This is a genomic window from Dyadobacter sp. BHUBP1 (genome assembly GCF_050587785.1).
Classification (GTDB): domain Bacteria; phylum Bacteroidota; class Bacteroidia; order Cytophagales; family Spirosomataceae; genus Dyadobacter.
Genome location: NZ_JBOBIH010000001.1, coordinates 500,003 through 519,853 on the forward strand (window position 1 = coordinate 500,003; position 19,851 = coordinate 519,853).

18 protein-coding genes and 1 pseudogene are annotated in these 19,851 nt (G+C 48.5%); 15 read left to right on the forward strand and 4 right to left on the reverse strand.

Annotated features, from left to right (window positions below; translation table 11 throughout):
* Positions 1-66 precede the first annotated feature (66 nt).
* Positions 67-465, reverse strand: a complete 399-nt coding sequence (locus tag ACQ4MZ_RS02105) for a DUF5618 family protein (RefSeq protein WP_430842473.1) — start codon at positions 463-465, stop codon at positions 67-69.
* A 54-nt stretch (positions 466-519) separates the two neighbouring features.
* Positions 520-1,812 carry an aminopeptidase P family protein gene (locus tag ACQ4MZ_RS02110; RefSeq protein ID WP_430842474.1) on the reverse strand — a complete coding sequence of 431 codons (1,293 nt, stop codon included), beginning with the start codon at positions 1,810-1,812 and terminating at the stop codon, positions 520-522.
* 165 nt (positions 1,813-1,977) lie between these two features.
* Here ACQ4MZ_RS02110 and ACQ4MZ_RS02115 point away from each other — a divergent pair, with 165 nt between their 5' ends.
* Positions 1,978-3,504, forward strand: coding sequence for a S8 family serine peptidase (locus ACQ4MZ_RS02115; RefSeq protein ID WP_430842476.1), 1,527 nt, complete (start codon positions 1,978-1,980; stop codon positions 3,502-3,504).
* On the opposite strand, the gene ACQ4MZ_RS02120 is transcribed toward ACQ4MZ_RS02115, so the two are convergent.
* A complete protein-coding gene (locus ACQ4MZ_RS02120; RefSeq protein WP_430842478.1) occupies positions 3,505-5,100 on the reverse strand; it encodes a Na+/H+ antiporter in 1,596 nt (531 codons plus the stop codon).
* Positions 5,101-5,356: 256 nt separating this feature from the next.
* Here ACQ4MZ_RS02120 and ACQ4MZ_RS02125 point away from each other — a divergent pair, with 256 nt between their 5' ends.
* From ACQ4MZ_RS02125 to ACQ4MZ_RS02165, 9 genes and pseudogenes are all read left to right on the forward strand, one after another.
* On the forward strand, positions 5,357-6,616 hold the full coding sequence (locus ACQ4MZ_RS02125; RefSeq protein WP_409014504.1) for a Gfo/Idh/MocA family protein: 1,260 nt from the start codon (positions 5,357-5,359) through the stop codon (positions 6,614-6,616).
* Positions 6,617-6,655: 39 nt separating this feature from the next.
* Positions 6,656-7,564, forward strand: coding sequence for a sugar phosphate isomerase/epimerase family protein (locus ACQ4MZ_RS02130; protein ID WP_430842480.1), 909 nt, complete (start codon positions 6,656-6,658; stop codon positions 7,562-7,564).
* 120 nt (positions 7,565-7,684) lie between these two features.
* Positions 7,685-8,266: a Crp/Fnr family transcriptional regulator gene (locus ACQ4MZ_RS02135; protein ID WP_430842482.1), complete on the forward strand. Its 582-nt coding sequence runs from the start codon at positions 7,685-7,687 to the stop codon at positions 8,264-8,266.
* A 90-nt stretch (positions 8,267-8,356) separates the two neighbouring features.
* On the forward strand, positions 8,357-9,028 hold the full coding sequence (locus ACQ4MZ_RS02140; RefSeq protein ID WP_430842484.1) for a hypothetical protein: 672 nt from the start codon (positions 8,357-8,359) through the stop codon (positions 9,026-9,028).
* Positions 9,029-9,200: 172 nt separating this feature from the next.
* On the forward strand, positions 9,201-10,181 hold the full coding sequence (locus ACQ4MZ_RS02145) for a hypothetical protein (protein ID WP_430842486.1): 981 nt from the start codon (positions 9,201-9,203) through the stop codon (positions 10,179-10,181).
* Positions 10,182-10,283: 102 nt separating this feature from the next.
* Positions 10,284-10,562 (forward strand): T9SS type A sorting domain-containing protein, encoded by a 279-nt coding sequence (locus ACQ4MZ_RS02150; protein ID WP_430843797.1) that lies wholly within the window; start codon positions 10,284-10,286, stop codon positions 10,560-10,562.
* Positions 10,563-10,972: 410 nt separating this feature from the next.
* Positions 10,973-11,440, forward strand: a pseudogene (locus tag ACQ4MZ_RS02155) (Spi family protease inhibitor); the annotation flags it as partial.
* A 37-nt stretch (positions 11,441-11,477) separates the two neighbouring features.
* On the forward strand, positions 11,478-12,032 hold the full coding sequence (locus tag ACQ4MZ_RS02160) for a hypothetical protein (protein ID WP_430842488.1): 555 nt from the start codon (positions 11,478-11,480) through the stop codon (positions 12,030-12,032).
* Between the two features lies 1 nt (position 12,033).
* Positions 12,034-12,552 carry a hypothetical protein gene (locus tag ACQ4MZ_RS02165; RefSeq protein ID WP_430842490.1) on the forward strand — a complete coding sequence of 173 codons (519 nt, stop codon included), beginning with the start codon at positions 12,034-12,036 and terminating at the stop codon, positions 12,550-12,552.
* A gap of 50 nt (positions 12,553-12,602) precedes the next feature.
* Here the strand turns inward: ACQ4MZ_RS02165 and ACQ4MZ_RS02170 are convergent, their stop codons facing one another.
* The gene (locus ACQ4MZ_RS02170; protein ID WP_430842492.1) at positions 12,603-13,082 is read right to left on the reverse strand and encodes a hypothetical protein; all 480 of its coding nucleotides are present in this window, start codon (positions 13,080-13,082) and stop codon (positions 12,603-12,605) included.
* A gap of 135 nt (positions 13,083-13,217) precedes the next feature.
* Here ACQ4MZ_RS02170 and ACQ4MZ_RS02175 point away from each other — a divergent pair, with 135 nt between their 5' ends.
* The 5 genes from ACQ4MZ_RS02175 to ACQ4MZ_RS02195 all read left to right on the forward strand — a co-directional run bounded on the left by ACQ4MZ_RS02175 (position 13,218) and on the right by ACQ4MZ_RS02195 (position 19,850).
* On the forward strand, positions 13,218-14,453 hold the full coding sequence (locus ACQ4MZ_RS02175) for a nucleoside recognition domain-containing protein (RefSeq protein WP_430842494.1): 1,236 nt from the start codon (positions 13,218-13,220) through the stop codon (positions 14,451-14,453).
* Positions 14,454-14,569: 116 nt separating this feature from the next.
* Complete coding sequence (locus ACQ4MZ_RS02180; protein ID WP_430842496.1) at positions 14,570-16,054, forward strand: TolC family protein; 1,485 nt, start codon at positions 14,570-14,572, stop codon at positions 16,052-16,054.
* Positions 16,055-16,105: 51 nt separating this feature from the next.
* Entirely contained in the window at positions 16,106-17,539 is a 1,434-nt protein-coding gene (locus ACQ4MZ_RS02185) for an efflux RND transporter periplasmic adaptor subunit (RefSeq protein ID WP_430842498.1), read from the forward strand.
* Between the two features lie 132 nt (positions 17,540-17,671).
* Positions 17,672-18,679, forward strand: a complete 1,008-nt coding sequence (locus ACQ4MZ_RS02190; protein ID WP_430842500.1) for an NAD(P)H-dependent glycerol-3-phosphate dehydrogenase — start codon at positions 17,672-17,674, stop codon at positions 18,677-18,679.
* Positions 18,680-18,737: 58 nt separating this feature from the next.
* Positions 18,738-19,850, forward strand: coding sequence for a sialidase family protein (locus ACQ4MZ_RS02195; protein ID WP_430842502.1), 1,113 nt, complete (start codon positions 18,738-18,740; stop codon positions 19,848-19,850).
* Position 19,851 lies beyond the last annotated feature (1 nt).

Consider the following 19,851-nt stretch of genomic DNA (forward strand, 5'->3'; position numbering starts at 1 on the left):
TTGTATTCATAAATAAAGCCGGGCAGATGCGGAATCTCCCGGCTCGCAATGTTGCAATGTTATGGCTCAGGCTGCCGAACGTAACTCTACCCAATCTATGATTATTTCAGCGCGTTGAAAGCCGAGCTTTACGACCTCGGCATCTCCCACGCCATCGTACGCCATCACGAGGTGTAATAGTTCATAAACGGATACGAACGTTTGCAATATCTTTTTATCCTGCTGGGACAGGTTGGCTTTGTACCAATCCACATCCTTCCGTCCCTTGGTTTTCTTGCCGAAATAATGGTCTAGCGCCAAAAGAACACCGGAATAAGCAGTATGCCCTGCCATTTTTACATACTTGGAATCTTGGTAAAAGCCATCTTCCTTGGCGCCTTTTTCGCGCAGGATTTCTTTTGCATTGTTCAAATAGCGCTTCGCCTCGGTTACGGCTTCCTGTGCGGAGAGTTCTTTTCTGGCCATATTTTAAGTGTATGTAATTTGGTGAATAATAAAACTACCCAAATTTACAAAGAATCACCTACCATTCATCCACTCCTCGATTTCCTCGGCCTCCAACGGAATATCCGCCATTAAATCCACATTCCCGTCCTCCGTGATCAGAATGTCGTTTTCCAAACGAATGCCCAATCCCTCTTCGCGAATGTAAATCCCCGGCTCACAGGTAAGAACCATCCCGGCCTCGAAGCGGCGGTATTTGTTGCCTACGTCATGGATGTCGAGCCCAAGGAAGTGGGAGGTGCCGTGGGGGAAGTATTTTTTGTAGGCAGGCCAGTCCGGGTCCTGGTTTGCGATATCCTCTTTGGTAATAAGTCCGAGACCGATGAGTTCACTTTCCATAATCCGGCCTATTTCCTGATGGTATTCATCCCAGATATTGCCAGGGACGAGGAGGCCTTTGGCGGCTTTGAAAACGCGCAGGACCGCGTCGTATACATCGCGCTGGCGCTTCGTGAAGCGGCCGTTTACCGGAATGCTGCGGGTAAGGTCGGCACCGTAGTTGGCGTATTCGGCGGCTACGTCCAGTAGAAGCATGTCGCCCTCCTTGCAAATCCGGTCGTTTTGGATATAATGCAGCACGCAGGCATTCGCGCCGGAAGCAATAATCGGCTGGTATGAAAAGCCTTTTGATCGGTTACGGACGAACTCATGCAGCAGCTCGGCCTCGATTTCGAATTCATGGACGCCCGGTTTGACGAATTTCAATACCCTTTCAAAACCTTGCTTGGTAATGTCGCAGGCTTTTTGGAGCAATGCGATTTCCTCCGGCTGCTTCACCGCGCGCAGCTGGTGCATGAGTGGGGCCAGGCGCATGAGGTTGTGCAATGGATACCGGTTTTTGAAATCCGCGATAAACCTCGCGTCGCGCGACTGCACGTACGAGTCGTTACGGGTGTGCTCGTTGGTGTTCAGATACACATACTCAGCTTCGAAAACGATGTTGCCGAACACGGTTTCGTACTGGTGCGTCCAGTAAATACTCTGAATGCCGGTGGTGGCTTGGGCTTGTTCTTTGGTGAGCTTTTCACCTTCCCAAACGGCAATGGTTTCGTTCGTTTCGCGGAGGAAAAGTACCTCGCGGAACTTGGGATCAGGGTGGTCCGGGAAAATGAGCAGGATGGTTTCCTCCTGGTCGACACCGGTGAGATAAAACAAATCGCTGTTTTGTTTGAAACCCATTGTGCCGTCCGCATTGGTAGGCATAATGTCGTTGGCATTGAGAATGGCCAGTGATTTCGGTTTGAGCAAAGTTGTCAAACGGCGTCTGTTTTCAACAAATAGTTTTTGGTCGATCGGGGAATATCGCATGTCTGTATTTTTTCGGATCCGGTAATTTAATTTGTAAAATTACGTTTATCTTGTTCAAAAATTCTAAACATTTGCCGCCGCACGGAATGGTTTGCGGCTGTGCAAATACAGTTTTTAAAGTGTTATTATACCAAATTGATTAAGAATACCTAACTAATGCCGTTGATGAGAAGATTGCTTTTGCTTGCGTTTGTATTTGTGCCGTTGGTGTTGTCAGCAAGCCCGAAATATTGGATTTATCTGAAAAATAAAGATCTGACTTCGAGCCCTGCGGTGTCGGCGCTGACATTGGAAAACCGGCAGAAACTAGGCCTGGTACTTTCGGACGAAACCGATTTGCCAGTAAAAAAGGAATATGAGGCAGCGCTTCGGCAGCAGTCGGTTAATATCATCAACCGCTCCAAATGGTTGAATGCTGTTTCGGCCAACCTTACCAGCGAGCAGGCGATGAAAGTAAGGGAGTTAGATTTCGTGGCCGATGTGGTGATGATCGATCCCGGTTTTTACATTGCACGCACGCAGCCGATCGAAAAGGCGCAAATGGCGCCAGTTATGTCGCAGGTACAGGCTAATGCATTTTTGAAAGAAAACATTACCGCTAAAGACGTGACGATCGGTGTGATCGACGCCGGTTTCTACGGTGCGGATTCTTCCCTTTCGCTTTCACAGGTTTTTTCCAATAAAAGAATATTAGGCATCCGGGATTATGTGAAGCCAGGCCGCCCGGGCGATCTGCTGTTCAGCACTGCCGAGTCGTTTTCCGACATGCATGGTACCGAGGTACTTGCCGCGATCTCGGGCATCGATTACCAGGATCAGGTGCAATATGGCATGGCTACCAATGCGAAGTTCTACCTCGCTCGCACCGACTATTCGATGCGCGAATACCGCGGTGAAGAGGATAACTGGATCGCGGCGATGGAATGGATGGACAGCCTGGGCGTGCGTTTGATCAACACTTCATTGGGTTATGCCAAAGGCTTCTCCGACCCGAAAGAAAACTATCAGCCATCGCAAATGGATGGCAAAACGAGCGCTATCAGCAAAGCGGCACAGATTGCCTCCGATAAAAAAGGCATTATGATTATCGTTTCCGCCGGTAATGAGGGCGACGATAAAAGCTGGGGGATCGTTTCTGCCCCGGCGGATGCAAAAGGTGTACTTTCAGTCGGCGCTACCAATGGCAAGCTTTGGAACCGCATTGGTTACAGCAGCGTCGGGCCGGAGTTTTTGTCTTATGTGAAACCGAATGTTTCGTGCTTTTCCTTGTACGGAACATCGCTTTCCGCGCCTGTGATTACCGGTTTTGCGGCCTGTTTGTTACAAGCCAATCCGCAGCTTTCAAACAAAGAACTGATCTCATTAATCGAGAAATCATCGCATTTGTATCCTTATGGTAACAATTTTGTAGGGTACGGCGTGCCCCAGGCTTCCCGCGCGCTCGCGCTGGCGAAGGCCCCGTATTTGCCTAATAACTCCAAACTGATAACCGCCAAAGGGCGTACTTGCGAGGTAGATGTAACCAGCCAGGATCCGATGGTCGCTATTTACCGCAAGAAAAACGAAAAAGACGTGATCGCGCAGCAGGTAGCGAAGGTTCAAAACGGTAAAGTGTCGCTCAAACGCCAGAATAACGAGAAATTCACCACCATTGACCTTCGGGATTACGTGGTGGAGGTGGAGTGGAATTAATTAGGGTGACCTTCGGAGTCTTGCTTCTTCGAGATCGAGTTCATGCTCTTTGGTCTTGATGAGCTCGTTGGAGCAAGTTCTCTCCTGTCTCAGTTTCAGGATTTCCTCCCGTTTTACTTCAATAATTTCCAATAGCATCTTTCTGTATTTGCGCACGTGGCTCACTGACTTGCTGTCTTCGGAATGAAGCAGTTTATAATCAGCCATTTCGACGATTTTCTCATATCGGTCTTTCAATAGCCGGAATGGCTCGAAATCCTGTATCTCACCTTCATAATTGGATTTCATGTAATCGAGGCTCACTGTTGCCAGTCGGGAGTTTATCAATGCATTCTCCTTTTCCAGGCTGTCGCCATCATCTTCAATTTTCAACCACTTGATGAGGTAAGGCAGGCTGAGCCCTTGAAATACCAGTGTGAAGAGGATCACGACGAATGTGATAAATAAGAAGAGGTCGCGATGCGGAAATGCCTTGCCATTCATTAAAAGTGGGATAGCCAATGCAGATGCCAGCGAAACCACGCCGCGCATCCCACTCCAGGCGACGATGAACACGGGCTGCCAGCCAGGCCTTGCCTCTTTTTTGCGAATGGATTTGAAAAGAATCCGGGGAATGTAAGTACTGGGAAAAACCCAGATAATGCGGATCAGAATGGTAACAATGCTGATAATGACAGCGTAAGTCACTACCTCGGTGACGGTGTACTCATGCAATCCCTTCATCACCTCAGGTAGTTGCAGACCTATTAGAATGAACACAATGCCATTTAAAAGGAAAACGACCGTTTGCCAGACATAATTGGTTTGCATTCTCGATTGATAAGTAAACAGCTCGTGTGCGCGGAAGCTCAGGAACAGTCCGCCGCTCACTACCGCCAGTACGCCCGAATAGTGGAAATGCTCAGCCGCGATGTACATCAAATAGGGTGAAATGAATGTGAGCGCCGTGTCGATACTCGGAGTAGTCGGGAAAAAACGATGTACTACGTACAGCACATGCGCGATGGCTAATCCGATGAGGATACCCATAATGGCCACCATCAGGAAGTCTGCCCCTGCTTTCCAGAGCACAAAGTTGCCCGTTTCGATCGTCGCGAGCGCCACGCGGAACACGATCAGCGAAGAGGCATCGTTGACAAGACTCTCTCCTTCTAGAATTGTGACGACGCGCTTTGGAACCTTCAATCCATGCAGAACGGAAGTTGCTGCCACGGCATCGGGGGGAGAAATAATGCCGCCAAGCACAAAGCCCATCGCCAGTGTGAAACCCGGAATAAGCGCGTGGCTGATATAGGCAATGGCGGTGGCCGTAAATACCACCAGACCGATAGATAACAGCCCGATTGCCCGCCGGGATGCCCAGAAATCTTTCCAGGAGGTATTCCAGGCCGCTTCATAAAGCAATGGCGGCAGGAAGATCAGGAAAACCCAGTCAGGTTCAAGCTGGATATGGGGCATTCCGGGAACAACACCGATCAGCAAGCCCGCGATGACCAGGAAGATCGGGTATGAAATGCCTATTTTTTCGCTCAGCATCGTGAGCATCGAAACCACAAAAAGGAGGGATATAATGAGCAGCAAATTCTCAAGGACCATATTCAGGAAACGGAAGTTCGGGGATATAAAACTATATAAATTGTATCATTAACATCTAATAACTTTTGTGTGTGGTCGAGCACGCAAATGGAAATTTTGGTTTATATTAGCAGGAAATATTACGGTTTTGCATTAACTTTAATGCCTTTAAGATCCTGTATCACTGGCATAATCAACAGAAAATTCAATAAAAACAGTCATTCCATCACCTAATCCTTAATTGACAATGAGTACTTCTCGGAGAGATGTTTTGAAAATGGCGGGAGTTGCATTGGCAGGTAGCACATTGCCGACCTTTGCGATTCTGAACCCCAATCGCGCTTTTGCAGGCGTAAATGCCGATACCCTCAAAGTAGGTCTGATCGGTTGCGGCGGCCGCGGCTCCGGTGCTGCCAACCAGGCTTTGAAAGCCGACCCGAATGTGGTGTTGTGGGCAATGGGCGACATTTTCAAAGACAAAATGGACGCGTCGCTTGAAAACCTTACCAAAGTGCACGGTCCGAAAGTGAAAGTGGATGAAGGTCGTAAATTCATTGGTTTCGACGCTTTCAAAAAAGTGCTGGACTCAGGTGTGGATGTAGTGCTGCTCGCTACGCCTCCTCATTTCCGTCCCGAGCACCTCACTGCCGCGATCAATGCAGGTAAGCACGTGTTCTGCGAAAAACCAGTGGCAGTCGATGCTCCTGGTGTACGTAAAGTGCTGGACGCAGCGAAATTGGCAAAACAAAAGAATGTGTCCCTGATGTCGGGCTTCTGCTGGCGTTACCACGAGCCGAAACGTGCGAGTTTCGCGCGAATCCTCGATGGCGCAGTGGGCGACATTACGGCTATCTATAACACTTACGACACCGGTACACTGTGGTCGTTCCCACGTGTTTCGGGCTGGACAGACGCTGAATACGTACTGCGTAACTGGACTTACTACACCTGGCTCGCCGGTGACCACATTGTGGAGCAGGCCGTTCACAGCATCGACATGATGGCGTGGGCAATGGGTGGCAAGCTGCCGGTTTCGGCGGTAGGTACAGGCGGCCGTCAGGTTCGTACCGACTCGTTGTTCGGTAATATCTTCGACCACTTCTCGGTTGTTTACGATTACGATAACGGTGTGAAGGGCTTCCACCACTCACGCCAGCAGGCGAACTGCGAAAACAGCTACCTTGTACAAACGCTCGGTACCAAAGGATCAGCGATGGTGAACTGTGCACGTAACGTACACGAAATCACAGGTGCTAACCCATGGAAATACGAAGGCGTACAAAACGATATGTACCAGACAGAGCATAACGAGCTGTTTGCGTCTATCCGTAGCGGTAAGCTGATCAACGACGGCGAGTTCATGGCACACAGCACATTGACCGCCATCATGGGTAGAATGGCTGCCTACACCGGCAAGCGCATTACCTGGAACGAGGCATTGAACTCTACCGAGAAGCTGGGCCCTGATACTTATAGCTTTGACATGAAACCACCGGTTGTAGAGGTGGCAAAACCAGGTATCACTGCATTCTCCTGATACCTTATGCAAAGAAGAGATTTCTTAAAAAACACCGCCATGGCAGCATCTGCTGTGGCGGTGGGCTCTTCGGTGCTGGCGAGCGCCGAAGCAAATGCTGCTATGCGTGCCGCAGGGTCGCCTGCCGCAGGATCGCCTGCCGCACGCCCGATGGTGAAGAAAAGTCTTAAATGGGGTATGGTGAAAGAGGATTTGTCGATTATGGACAAATTCAAACTCCTGAAAGACCTCGGCTACGACGGCGTCGAACTCGATTCGCCCGACAAGCTGGATATGAAGGAGGTGCTTGCCGCGCGCGACAAAACCGGCCTCGAACTGCCTGGAACCGTGAACTCGATGCACTGGAAACTCCCATTGTCAGATCCGGATCCCAAAAAACGTGAAGAATGCGTCAAGTCTATCGAAAAGGCATTGTACGACACCAAGCAATACGGCGGGACTACGGTGCTGGTAGTACCGGGCGTTGTGAATGCGAATGTGACGTACGCGGAAGCATACGAGCGCTCGCAGGCGGAAATCCGCAAGCTGCTGCCGGTATGTGAAAAAACAGGTGTTAAGATCGCGTTCGAAAACGTTTGGAACCAGTTCTTGCTGAGTCCACTAGAAGCTGCCCGCTATGTGGACGAGTTCAAACACCCGATGGTAGGCTGGTATTTCGATGTAGGCAACGTGCTCCGTTACAGCTGGCCGGTTTCGTGGATCGAAGCATTGAACAAGCGCATTCTCAAACTGGATTTGAAAGAATTCAGCTTCAAAAAACAAAACGACCTGGGGCTCTGGAAAGGCTTCGACGTGGAGTTTATGGAAGGCGATTGCAATTGGTCCGAAGTGAACAAGGCATTGCAAAAGATTGGCTACTCGGGCTGGGCTTCCGCGGAAGTTTCCGGCGGTGACCGCAAACGTTTATTGACTATCCGTGAGAAGATGGATCTCGTATTTAACGCATAATTACACTTCTTACAAATGCAGAAAAGGCCCGGGAAACCGGGCCTTTTTTTGTGCCTTGTTGTAGTATAGAAATATGGTTGAAAATTTTCAACTTGCGGTTATATCAACACACTATATCATATGTATTGCGAATTCATATCCTCCCTGAGTGAAATCCTGCCCGTTGAAGACCAAACCCGGTCACTGTTTCAGCAGAGATTAAAAATCGTGAAGGTTCCGAAGGGACGCGTGCTACTCTCGGACGGCGAAACATGTGATAAACTCTGGTACCTGCAATCGGGCCTTGTGCGTGGTTACCATTTCGCAGCCGACGGCCAGGGCAACTTCCGCGACGTTACCGACTGGTTTGCCAGCGAGGGCGACTTTTTCCATGCCGCCGACAGTTTCTCAAAACAGCTCCCATCCCGCGAATACATCGAGACCCTGGAAGCCTCTGTACTCATTTACATTACAAGGGCTGACCTCTACGAGCTATATATGAACCATCCCCAGGCCTGCTGCATTGGCCGTATCATCGCCGAGCGCCTTTTACTGACGCATCAGGACCTGCTCCGCGACATGCGCACGCTTTCCGCGCCCGAGAAGCTGGAATCGTTCCGCGCACGCTCGCGGGAACTCTTCAATCGTGTTCCCCAGAAGTACATTGCCTCGTACCTGGGTATATCCGAAAACTATGTGAGCAAGCTCAAATCCAGGCCCTGAATTTTCTTCCTTTTTGTAGGTCCGATCCTTCCTTTTCCCAGAATGGGTGTGGTTTGTTCTCATTTTATTTGTACAAAAATTATAAATAATATGAAGAGAGCATGCTACCTAGTTGTGATGGCCTTTTTGGGGCTTGTTAGTTTAATGCAAAGTGCTCATTGTCAGGAGCAAAAGAAGCCTCCGGAAGGGATTCGCAGTAATCACGCTAGTACAGACTATCGGTGGGATATCAGTTTGGACGCGTATCGGCTTAAAGGTGCCTCCGGCATGAACCCGTTTTTTACGCTAAGATATGCCCCTAATCCGAGAGGTGCTTTTCGGTGGTCAATTGGGGACATTTCATGGTTAAGTGAAAAAGATGCCAGAGGTGCTGATTCGAGCGGGATTTTGCCCCCCGATGCTGAGTTCTGGCTTCATCGACGAGTTTTTAACGTCGTTACATCCTTTGGTTATGAGTTCAGACGAAATCTCAAATTAGGTCAACTGCTCTACGGAGTGGACGCCTGGCTTTATTGGAATAATAACTACCAATATTCGTCTCCGGAGACCTGGACGACAATTGTTGATCTGAGCCTGGGGCCATTTTGCGGTTATAAATATCAAATCAACAAGCGATTTTCTGCATCTGTGGAAACTTGCATGGCTTTCTCTTATCAATGGCAAAAGTCCAGAAATCAGAGCGGCGGGTATAATTACCGGGACCGGCATATTGGAATAGAGCCAAATTACATTAGCAGGTTAAACTTTACTTTTCACTTTTAAATACAGCACTATGAAAACTAAAAAAATAGGCGGTTTGATTGCATTTGTATTTTATTGCTTTGGCTTATTAGTAAATGCTGATGGGCAGTCGTTGACCCTAAATTGTGGAGTTCCTAATAACACTTGTTCTTATGCACTTCCCAATAATGTGTCACATGACTACTCTGTTGTAATGAATTCATTCTCAATTTGTAATAAAGGTGCAGGCTGCAAATACAAATGGGAAGTGACTAATGGTGTTATAGTTAGCGGCTCAACTGACAATCCTTCCATACTTGAAGCAAGCGGTAAGAATCAGATTACAGTCATTTGGAACAATACTAATGGAAATGGAATAGTAAAGGTGACTTCCACTGGGAAGCCCAATCCGTCGACCGCTGAGTGTGATCAATGTCCGGTAGGCCTGACGCAAACCAAAACCATCCCAATCCGTTATCTTGGCACGCCCGGCAACATCAAAATCAACGGTGTCGCGCAGAGCGGAAGTTACCAAGTCAATTGTGGTACGGCACCGATCAACGTATCGGTTGATCCAGTGGCGAATGCAACCAATTACGTTTGGACTTACCCGGCTGGCTGGACGCTTTCAGGAAGCGGGAATATCGTTACGCTTACGCCGAATGCCGGCTCGGGTGGCGTGATCAAAGTCACGACTTCCAGAAATGACGTGCCTGGTCTGACCACGTCTTCTCAGCTGACGATTACAAGACCGGTTCCTACAAAACCGGTTATTAATTCACCTGATATTCTACTTTGTAATCCCAAAACGATCACCGCAACAGCCAGCAACGCGACAAGCTACAACTGGGTGGCCACCGGCGGCATTACCGCCAATTCTCCCGGCAATACCAACTCCGCGCAAATAACCGGTATTTCGGACGGTACCGTGAAAGTCTCGGCTACGTCGTCCGTTTGCGGAGTAACGTCGGCATTTAGTACACCTATCAACGTCAAACGAAGTGCCCCGCAGCCAGCTTCCCTGCTAGTAACTGCCAATGGCGGTGGTTCTCCCGATTTCATGTGCAACGGTGCGGGCGTGATGCTCAATGCCTATACTGCTGAGCCCGGAACGCAGTTTGGGATATGGACTTGTAGTGATCCGGCTAATACGATTCTTAATTCCAATGGAGGATCCGCTTATTTCAATTCCTAGTTCAACAATTGCTATGGCATAGACATTACCGTTAGCAACTGTTTCGGCTCGGTTCAGAAAGGGATCACCATTTGTGTCGACAACTGTGCAAAGGGAACACCGATCTACAAAGTATTCCCCAATCCGGCGAAAGACCAGGTGAGAATTCAATTCGATGATGCACAAGCTGCTGAGCGACTTCCGCAGATAATCAGGTTATACAGCGAGGTTGGCGGAAAAGAAGTACGAGTAATCGAGGCGACGGAACATTACGCAACAGCGGCTTTTAATCAAGACCGGACTATTGTAATATCAGTCGGCGATTTGCCAAGAGGTACCTACTATTTACGACTTGTCAATCGGGATGGCACTTCGGAAAATGTGCGTCTTGTTTTAGAATAATCATTGCCCCACAATGCCGTAATCCCTGACGTTCCTCACTTACTCACCTTATACCGCTCCCTGGCATACCACCTGAATTTTCTTCCTTTTTGTAGTTCCGATCCTTCCTTTTCCCAGAATGGGTGTGGTCTGTTCTTGTTTTATTTGTACAAAAAAGTATAAATAAATTTCTAACAAAATGGTCACACTATTATGAGGAAGAATGAATTACCCGGTAAATCGGAAGTCTCTCAGAAATCGGTACAAGACAAATTTTTGATTACAAAAAAGGAGGCCCTTGCATTAGTAGGGAAATCGCAACGAACGGCAAGAACGACGGAAACGATTCCAAAGGAAGTTGATGAGTTGAAAACCTTCGCAGACAGACAGGGAAGAGCGATTTTCTACGTAATCAGTTACAAAACAATGAGGGCTTTCTGGTGCTTTCTGCCGATAAGCGAATGAAGCCTGTTTTAGCCTTTGCCGATATCGGTACATTTGACCTAGGAGCAGACAATCCAGGCATTCAGCTTTGGAAAGATTTGATCGCCGAAACCGCGGCAGGAGTAAGGCAAAACACCGAAGCACACATCAATATTATCAACGAATGGCGGCAATTTGAAGCAGGACAAGGTGCAAGTTTCCGAAGAACGGATCAGCCTGTCTGGACTCCCGAGGCAAGTTGTGAATACTTTGTGACCCATTCAATTCCGCAGAATGTGATAATCCAGCATTTGACATTTAGCTTAGCCGGATGGAATCAACGGACAGGGTACAACGCGCATTGTCCTGACGGAATTGTATTCCCAAATTGCAACAAGTCCGGAACCTTTGCATGTAACAAGGCTCCGGTAGGTTGGTCCGTTGGCGATCGGCGAAGTGCTACGGTATCATCATAAGTCAGTAAGTATTGAAGGGAATAACTACACTTCCGCCATGTTTACAGGAATGCCGCAGTCTCATTCAGGGAGTTGCGCTCCACTTGATAATACTGGCAACGGAAACCTTTCTCATCTGCTTAGAGATATTGGAATTGCTGTTGGAGCAACTTACAACACCGTGGTGCCAGCCCTAGGTATCCCAATGTCTGGATCGGGATGTCAAACATGGAGTCAGCCGGGGAAGACTGACGATTTTTTTGCAGCTCGTGGATTTACATCCTATGACCTCGACTTTTTTAATTCAGCTAATCAGATCACAATTAAAAATCAGTTGCTTTCACAAAGACCGGTAATTGTATATGGCTCGAATTGTAGCGTGTGTTTGCCTAATATGCATGTATGGGTTATTGATGGCATTCAAGACTTGCATGCTATTTACCAGGACCAAGCTGGATATTGCTACGAATATTCTACCCACTATTATCAAATGAACTGGGGATGGGTAGATACTTCCCAAAACAATACCTGGTTCGCTTATGATAACATCGTAGGTGATGGCACGCTGTACAACAGTTCCAATATGAAGGCTTATATTATTATACCTAACTGATATGAAAACACATGCCCTTTTTTATATCTGCCTGCTGTTGATGCAAAGATGTGAGCCTGGAGCGGAACGCGGATATAGTAATTTCGAGTTGAATAATGCAGATGGACGTTACATTCTGACGGGATTGATAAATATTACGGAGGGGAGATCCCTGCCGGTCACGGGAGCGCCCGAGAAACAACAGTTGCAGGTCAAATGGATTCCATCAAAATCTGTCAATAACACTGATAGCGTTTTTTTAGACAAAGGGTATTTCTTCCGATTCAAATTCTATGATTTGAATGATGATGAAACCTCATCGTTACAAGCAGCACGAGTGAGCGTGGAAATGGACGACAAATATTCTCAGGAACGTCAGTGGCTGATACTAAATGACAGTACAGGAATATTGGTCGTTTTAGAACAGGATTACTCACGGGGAGTTACCACCCGCCTAATGATCAGTAATGTGATGAACAGCGCTACCTATCAGGCGGAGCTGGATACGGTCAGATATATCTATCGTCCCAAATTTAAGTAGTTCAAATGATTCATTTTCGGAAGCCAGGTCGTTGCCGGGCTTCCGAAAAATCACTTACTCACCTTATACCGCGCCCTCGCGTAATACTTCAGAGTTGAAATTTTCAATTGCTTGTCCTTCAAAGCAATCAATTTATACTCCTTAAATTCCCCTTTCTTATCCAGAAACCCAACAACGCACGACTCTTTCTGAGGGCCTTTGCGGATTTCCACTTTGGGCATGATACCGAAATTGGGGATAGTCAGCGTGTCTTCCGCTTCCTGGACCATATATTCGATCTTCATCAGAAATTTGAAGGTCTCTTTTGTTTCGTAAATATCCACGGCCAGGCGCCAGTCGTTGAGTTCGTCCCTCACCTTTTCGCTGTAACTCGCGATCGGGCTGTTTTCTACTTTGTCGCGGGTGAGCGGGATGGTGTCGTTGATGGCTTTGGTGGGTTCGCCGCTGTTTGCCGTTGCGGTTTCGTCGTTGTTTTTGGGTTTGTTGCAGCACAATAGTGCTAAAAGGAGTAAAAAGCTGTAATGCTTCATGGAAAATCGTTGAGGTTTGTTGATAGGTCTACCTGTTTGCAATATACCTTTGTTATTTGCATTAAAAGAAATATTTTACTCAATGCATTATAAACAAATCATTACTAATCCCACCTTGGCACTCCTGAACCTGATATGGCTTTAAATTACATTTTCGTAGCTTTTTTCGTCATTGCCTTTCTGATAGCGTTCCTGCAATTCATTTTTACAGGCGATGTGCAAACCTTCAAAGCCATTACGGAAGGGATGCTCAAAATGGCTGAAACGGCTGTTATGGATATTGCTTTGCCGCTTACGGGTGTTATGACATTCTTTTTGGGTATTCTCAATGTGGGTGAAAGAGCAGGAATTATCCATGTGATCGCCCGCTTTATAGGTCCGTTTTTCAATAAACTTTTTCCCGAAGTTCCAAAGGATCACCCGGCAAACGGGCAGATGATTATGAACTTCTCCGCTAACTTTCTCGGGCTCGATAATGCGGCTACACCATTCGGTTTAAAGGCCATGCAAAGCCTGCAAGAACTCAATCCCAGCAAGGATACTGCATCGAATGCGCAGATCATGTTCCTGGTACTCCATACTTCCGGCTTGCAGATTATCCCGCTTTCTATCATCGCCCAACGCGCCATTTTGGGCGCCGAAAGTCCGTCAGACGTGTTCATTCCGTGCGTGGTGGGTACGTACGTAACTACGGTTGTGAGCATGATCATTACGGCCACCTGGCAAAAGATCAATCTTTTCAATCGCACGGTGATGCTCGGGCTTGGTAGTGTGACAGCGATGATCGCATTGGTATTGTGGTATTTATCCGGTTTGCCCAAAGAGCAAATCGAAACCATTTCGATCCTGGCTGGTAATTCAGTGCTGCTTTTCGTGGTAGCGGCGTTCCTGGGTTGGGGAATGTTTAAAAAGGTTAATGTTTTTGAAGCTTTCATCGAAGGTGCAAAGGGCGGGTTCACCACTTCGGTCACGATCATTCCGTATCTGGTGGGTCTGTTGGTTGCGATCAGCGCATTTCGGAGCTGCGGGGCGATGGACTACATGATCGACGGTTTGAAATGGATGTTTGCCTCAACGGGTATGAATACCGACTTTACCGACGCATTGCCGGTAGCACTCATGAAACCTCTTAGCGGAAGCGGCGCGCGTGCGCTCATGATCGACGCTATGAAGGAATTCGGCCCGGATTCTTTTGTGGGAAGGCTGGTGTGTATTTTCCAGGGATCGGCCGACACCACCCTATATATTGTTGCGCTTTACTTCGGTTCCGTCGGGATCAAAAACACGAGATATGCTATTGTGGCGGGCCTCATCGCAGATTTCATCGGCGTAGTCGCCGGAATTTGGCTCGGTTACCTGTTTTTCCATTGAGCCCGAAGCATCCGCGATAAATCGCCCTTTACCACGGAAATGCAACCGTCCGTACCAAATGGATGGTTGCATTTTCCGGTAAGCACTAATATTGATCATCTAACTCTAAACCTCTTATGTTTCATTCTTTACGCTATTCCGCGCTGGTTTTGGCATTGTTTGGTGGAATGACGGTGTCGCAGGCGCAGCAAAATGTAAGTCAGCCGGCCAATACGTATTCGCTGGAAGATTGCATCCGGATTGCCCTGGAAACCAACCCGCAGGTAAAGCAATCGGAAATTACGGTGCAAACTAATGGCAACACCTACGAGCAGTCGAAATGGCAGCGGTGGCCAAGCATCAGCTTCAGTGCCAGCCAGGGTTTCCGTTCAGGACGTAACATCGACCCATTCACCAACCAGTTCGTTCAGCAGAACGTCAGCTCCAACAACTATCAGCTCGGCGGCCAGGTGACGCTCTTCAGCGGTTTTCAAATCAGTAATAACATCAAATTCAACAATGCCAATTACCAGGCAAGTGCCAAGGACCTGGAAGCGACCCGTAACGATATCATGCTCAATGTGGCGTTGTCGTATTTGCAGGTGGTGACCAACGAGGAGCTCATTATGGTTGCGCAGCGGCAGGTAGATGCATCCCAATTGCAGGTAGAACGTACAGCCAAACTTGTAGAGGCAGGTACGCTTGCGGAAAGTAATCTCTTTGACCTGAAATCACAACTGGCCAACGACGAACTTTCACTTGTAAATGCCCAAAATAACCTGGAAAGCGCGAAGCTAAATTTAAAACAATACATGAACATGCCGGGCAGCGAGGTGATCAACGTGGTGAAAATACCCGTAAAAGATCCGACAATGCAGGCGTATGATGCTTCCATTCAGGAGATTTATGAAACCGCATTGAACAACTTGCCGCAAATGAAGGCTGCCAATATGCGGATTGAAGCTTCAAAAATTAACATCGATCTGGCAAAAGGGGCCGGTATGCCCACACTGACGCTGAACGGCGGTATTTACACCGCTTATTCGAGTGCGGCGCCCAAACAGCGGTTTGTAGGAGACGGAACGGGAAATACGACGATTGATGTCCCCTCGACGACGGATTATGTGATGATAGATAACAAGCAAGTGCCGATCATCCAGCGCGTTACGGCACCGAATGGTTCTATCCAGAACTTCCGTTATTTCAACCAGCTCGACTTTAACCGTAACTCGGCGATCAACCTGAACCTTTCGATTCCGATCTTCAACAATTTCCGGACGAAATACAATGTGGCCAATGCCAAATTGCAGCAAAAGACCTACGAATACCAGGCGCAGCAGGTGCAACTGACGATCCGCAAGAATGTGGAACAGGCCTATATCGATATGACGAATGCGGCCAAACGTTACTCCGCAACCGCAAACCAGGTCCGTGCATTACAGGAAACTTTCCGCGTAGCGCAGGTGCGTTTCGATGTCGGGGCGATCAACTCGGTAGAGTACAACATTGCGAAAGCCAACCTCGACAGAGCGAATGGTAACCTCGTTCAGACCAAGTATGACTACGTTTTCAGGACTAAAATCCTGGATTTTTATATGAACCGCCCGCTCTCTGATTTCTAGAATTCCCGTACTATCAGCAACCTATCTTCAAAAATTTGTAATCAAAAAAATATGGCACGTAAATCTTCGAAACAGATCTGGTGGATAACGGGAGGTGTCGTGGTGCTACTCATCGGTGGTTTGTTTGGGGCCAAACAGGCCGGCTACATCGGTAAGCCTAAAACCACGGAGGTAGAATACGCAATCGTCAAAAAATCGGATATCATCGAACGTGTGAGTGCGTCGGGGAAAGTGCAGCCGGAAGTGGAAGTAAAGCTCAGTCCGGACGTTTCTGGTGAGATCATCGCATTGAATGTGGCGGAAGGGGATTCCGTCGTGAAAGGGCAGTTGCTTTTGAAGATCCGTCCGGATAACTACGAATCATTAATGGCCAGGGCACAAGCTGCGGTCAATTCGAGCAAGGCTAACTATGAGCAAACCAAGGCACTGGTAGCGCAGGCAGAGGCAAGGCTTGTCCAGGCAAAGGCCAATTATGAGCGGAATAAGAAGCTTTTTGCTGATAAAGTGATTTCTTCGGCGGATTTCGAAGGATTTGCGTCCAGCTATGGAGTTGCCCAGCAGGACGTGGAATCAGCAAAAGCGAATGTAGCGGCGGCGCTTTTCAATATTAAAAGTGCGGAAGCCAGCATGCGCGACGCGGCGGAAAACCTGCGTAAAACCAGCATTTTCGCGCCGGTGAGCGGTATTGTATCGCTGCTGAATGTGGAGGCTGGCGAACGTGTGGTAGGTACGTCACAAATGGCGGGTACCGAAATGATGCGCATTGCCAACCTGGCCGATATGGAAGTGCGCGTGAATGTGAATGAGAACGACATTGTACGAGTATCGATTGGTGATACCGCTGAAATCGACGTGGATGCTTACAGTTCGTCGGGCCGCAAGTTTAAGGGGGTGGTGAAGGAAATCGCCAATACGGCTGCGGGACTTGCATCGCTATCGTCGACATCAACGGCCGCTGCAAGCACCTCCGCCGATGCCGTAACGGAATTTCAGGTGAAAGTGAAAATCCTGAATGAATCTTTCAAAGACCTGATGACCGCCCGGTCGAAAAAATCTTATCCTTTCAAACCGGGTATGACAGCATCGGTAGAGATCATTACCGAACGTAAAAATGGCGTGGTTTCGGTGCCCATCGCGGCGGTTACTACGCGGGGAGGCACTCCACAGGTGATCCCGGGCTCAGGCGACGGGTCGAATAATAATGCGCAGCCAGCCGAGGAAGACGAGAAGAAACCTAGGAAGCAGGAAGTGATTAAGGAAGTGGTATTTGTCGATGTGAATGGCAAGGCGGAAATGAAGGAAGTGAAGACGGGTATCAGCGATTTTGAGAATATCGAAATCCTTTCGGGCCTGAAACCGGGCGACAAAATTATCTCCGGACCCTACATTGCAGTGTCCAAAAACCTCAATAACGGTGACCTGGTTGAAAAAAAGAAGGAAGATCCGAAAAAAGATGGAAAAAAATCAAATGAAAACCCGAACTGATGCGTTGTAAAAAAGTAATAAGTTCGATTTAGTTTAGGTTAAAAAGGAAAATCCTTGCGGCTTTGCTGCAAGGATTTTTTATTTTCAGCTATTTTGGCCAATATTTCAGCCAAATTCTGACAATCCAGCCGGATGAGTTTTTTAAATCATACTAAAATTGCCGTGATAGGTGGGGGCAGCTGGGCGACTGCCCTGATCAAGATCCTCTGCGAACAAAATCACGTTCAAATCCGCTGGTGGCTCCGGAACCAGAAGGACATCGACCATATCCGGAGGTTCAATCACAATCCGAGTTACCTCAGTGACGTCGTGCTTTCACCCAAGAAGGTGAAGGTTTTTGAAAAAACCACCGACGCTGTCAAAGGAGCGGATTACATTATCCTGGCGGTCCCCGCCGCATTCATTCAGGAGTCATTGCAGCATTTATCGCCCAAACATTTGCAGGGTAAGCGCATCGTTTCAGCCATTAAAGGCATGGTTCCCGGCCAGAACGCCCTCGTTACCGATTGGGCTGCCGATGCTTTTGGTATTGAAATGAAGGATACCTGCGTCATTGCCGGCCCGTGCCATGCAGAGGAAGTGGCGTTGGAAAAGCAATCCTACCTGACTATCGCTTCCACAGAATGTCCGGCGGCAGAAGATTTTGCGGAGCTGATGACCTGCCGTTACGTCACCGCCAATGCGCTCGACGACCTTTATGGCGTCGAATATGCGGCGGTGATGAAAAACATCATCGCGCTCGCGTGCGGGATCACGCACGGGCTCGGGTACGGCGACAATTTCCAGGCTGTACTTGTATCGAATGCGATGCAGGAAATTGGTAGCCTGGTTACAGCTCTCGACCCGCGTGAACGGAACCTGAGTTCGTCAGCCTACCTGGGCGATTTGCTCGTGACGGCCTATTCGCAATTCAGCCGCAACCGGTTGTTTGGTAATATGATCGGCCGGGGGTATAGTGTCAAAGCTGCGCAGCTTGAAATGAAGATGATCGCGGAAGGTTATTATGCCACCAGGAGTATCCAGGAGCTCAACAAAACTTATCACGTTAATTTACCTATCACCAACGCGGTTTACAGCATTCTTTACGAGGAGCAGGCGCCCGCCGCGGTCATGAACGAATTGAAGAAGTTGCTCAAATAATAGCCTCTTTTCGGTTTGGCAGGGTATTCTGCAAAACGTTTAACCTATCTTTCAATCCATGCTACAATACAAAAAGCAATCTAAGTGGCTGGCGGCTACTTTGCTGCTGGGCTCCATTGTGATGACATCCTGCGGCTCGAAACAGACCGAAACAGCAGAGGACAAAAAACTGGATTCGCTCGCAAATGACAAAGAATTCGTTTTCGGCGATCAGCGTCCCTTTCCGCAATGCCACGCTTCCACGCTCGTGCGACTCGATGACGGGCAGTTTCTCGTAGCATGGTTTGGCGGCACGGAAGAAAAGAACCCGGACGTGGGTATCTGGCTATCGAAAGGTCGTCCCGGCCATTGGAGCGCTCCGGTCGAGGTCGCCAAAATCCGCGAGGATGCGCATTGGAACCCGGTTTTGCAGAAAACAGCCGACGGAAAAGTGATTTTGTATTTCAAAGTAGGGAAGGAGATCGCCCAGTGGGAAACGTGGGTAAAGACTTCTTCGGACAATGGTGCAACGTGGTCGGAAGCCTATGAACTCGTAAAGGGTGACAAAGGCGGCCGGGGCCCTGTGAAAGACAAGCTGATCGAGCTGTCGAACGGCGACTGGCTCGCCGGCGCTTCCAATGAAGTGAATCGCTGGGAGGTTTTCGTAGACCGCAGCACGGATAAGGGCAAAACCTGGACGGCCAGCCCATATTTAAAAATCGATACGACAGAAATAAAAGGAAAAGGCGCCATTCAGCCTACATTGTGGGAATCCGAGCCCGGACAAGTGCATATGCTCGTGCGTACGACCGGTGGCGTGATCGGGCGCAGCGATTCGAAGGACTACGGCAAAACCTGGTCAACTATTAAAAAGACCTCACTGCCCAACCCGAACAGCGGCATTGATCTTGCCAAATTAGCCGACGGCACATTGGTACTCGCCTACAACCCCGACGACCACAACTGGGGCTCCCGCTCGCCGCTTTCGCTCATCCTTTCGTACGACGATGGCCAGAACTGGACCGATAAGATCGACATCGCGACTGGCAAGAAGGAAGACGAATATTCCTATCCCGCCGTGATCAGCTGGGGCGATTCGGTGGCGGTTACTTACACTTATAACCGCCGGAAAATCGCATTTTGGACAGGCAGCAAGAAGGATATTGTAGACTTGGCGGCCAAGAAGAAATAGT

Bases quoted from the DNA above. Each gene is read 5' to 3' on its own strand.
- ACQ4MZ_RS02105 (WP_430842473.1), bottom strand. From the start codon at position 465: ATGGCCAGAAAAGAACTCTCCGCACAGGAAGCCGTAACCGAGGCGAAG.
- ACQ4MZ_RS02110 (WP_430842474.1), bottom strand. From the start codon at position 1,812: ATGCGATATTCCCCGATCGACCAAAAACTATTTGTTGAAAACAGACGC.
- ACQ4MZ_RS02115 (WP_430842476.1), top strand. From the start codon at position 1,978: ATGAGAAGATTGCTTTTGCTTGCGTTTGTATTTGTGCCGTTGGTGTTG.
- ACQ4MZ_RS02120 (WP_430842478.1), bottom strand. From the start codon at position 5,100: ATGGTCCTTGAGAATTTGCTGCTCATTATATCCCTCCTTTTTGTGGTT.
- ACQ4MZ_RS02125 (WP_409014504.1), top strand. From the start codon at position 5,357: ATGGCGGGAGTTGCATTGGCAGGTAGCACATTGCCGACCTTTGCGATT.
- ACQ4MZ_RS02130 (WP_430842480.1), top strand. From the start codon at position 6,656: ATGGCAGCATCTGCTGTGGCGGTGGGCTCTTCGGTGCTGGCGAGCGCC.
- ACQ4MZ_RS02135 (WP_430842482.1), top strand. From the start codon at position 7,685: ATGTATTGCGAATTCATATCCTCCCTGAGTGAAATCCTGCCCGTTGAA.
- ACQ4MZ_RS02140 (WP_430842484.1), top strand. From the start codon at position 8,357: ATGAAGAGAGCATGCTACCTAGTTGTGATGGCCTTTTTGGGGCTTGTT.
- ACQ4MZ_RS02145 (WP_430842486.1), top strand. From the start codon at position 9,201: ATGAATTCATTCTCAATTTGTAATAAAGGTGCAGGCTGCAAATACAAA.
- ACQ4MZ_RS02160 (WP_430842488.1), top strand. From the start codon at position 11,478: ATGTTTACAGGAATGCCGCAGTCTCATTCAGGGAGTTGCGCTCCACTT.
- ACQ4MZ_RS02165 (WP_430842490.1), top strand. From the start codon at position 12,034: ATGAAAACACATGCCCTTTTTTATATCTGCCTGCTGTTGATGCAAAGA.
- ACQ4MZ_RS02170 (WP_430842492.1), bottom strand. From the start codon at position 13,082: ATGAAGCATTACAGCTTTTTACTCCTTTTAGCACTATTGTGCTGCAAC.
- ACQ4MZ_RS02175 (WP_430842494.1), top strand. From the start codon at position 13,218: ATGGCTTTAAATTACATTTTCGTAGCTTTTTTCGTCATTGCCTTTCTG.
- ACQ4MZ_RS02180 (WP_430842496.1), top strand. From the start codon at position 14,570: ATGTTTCATTCTTTACGCTATTCCGCGCTGGTTTTGGCATTGTTTGGT.
- ACQ4MZ_RS02185 (WP_430842498.1), top strand. From the start codon at position 16,106: ATGGCACGTAAATCTTCGAAACAGATCTGGTGGATAACGGGAGGTGTC.
- ACQ4MZ_RS02190 (WP_430842500.1), top strand. From the start codon at position 17,672: ATGAGTTTTTTAAATCATACTAAAATTGCCGTGATAGGTGGGGGCAGC.
- ACQ4MZ_RS02195 (WP_430842502.1), top strand. From the start codon at position 18,738: ATGCTACAATACAAAAAGCAATCTAAGTGGCTGGCGGCTACTTTGCTG.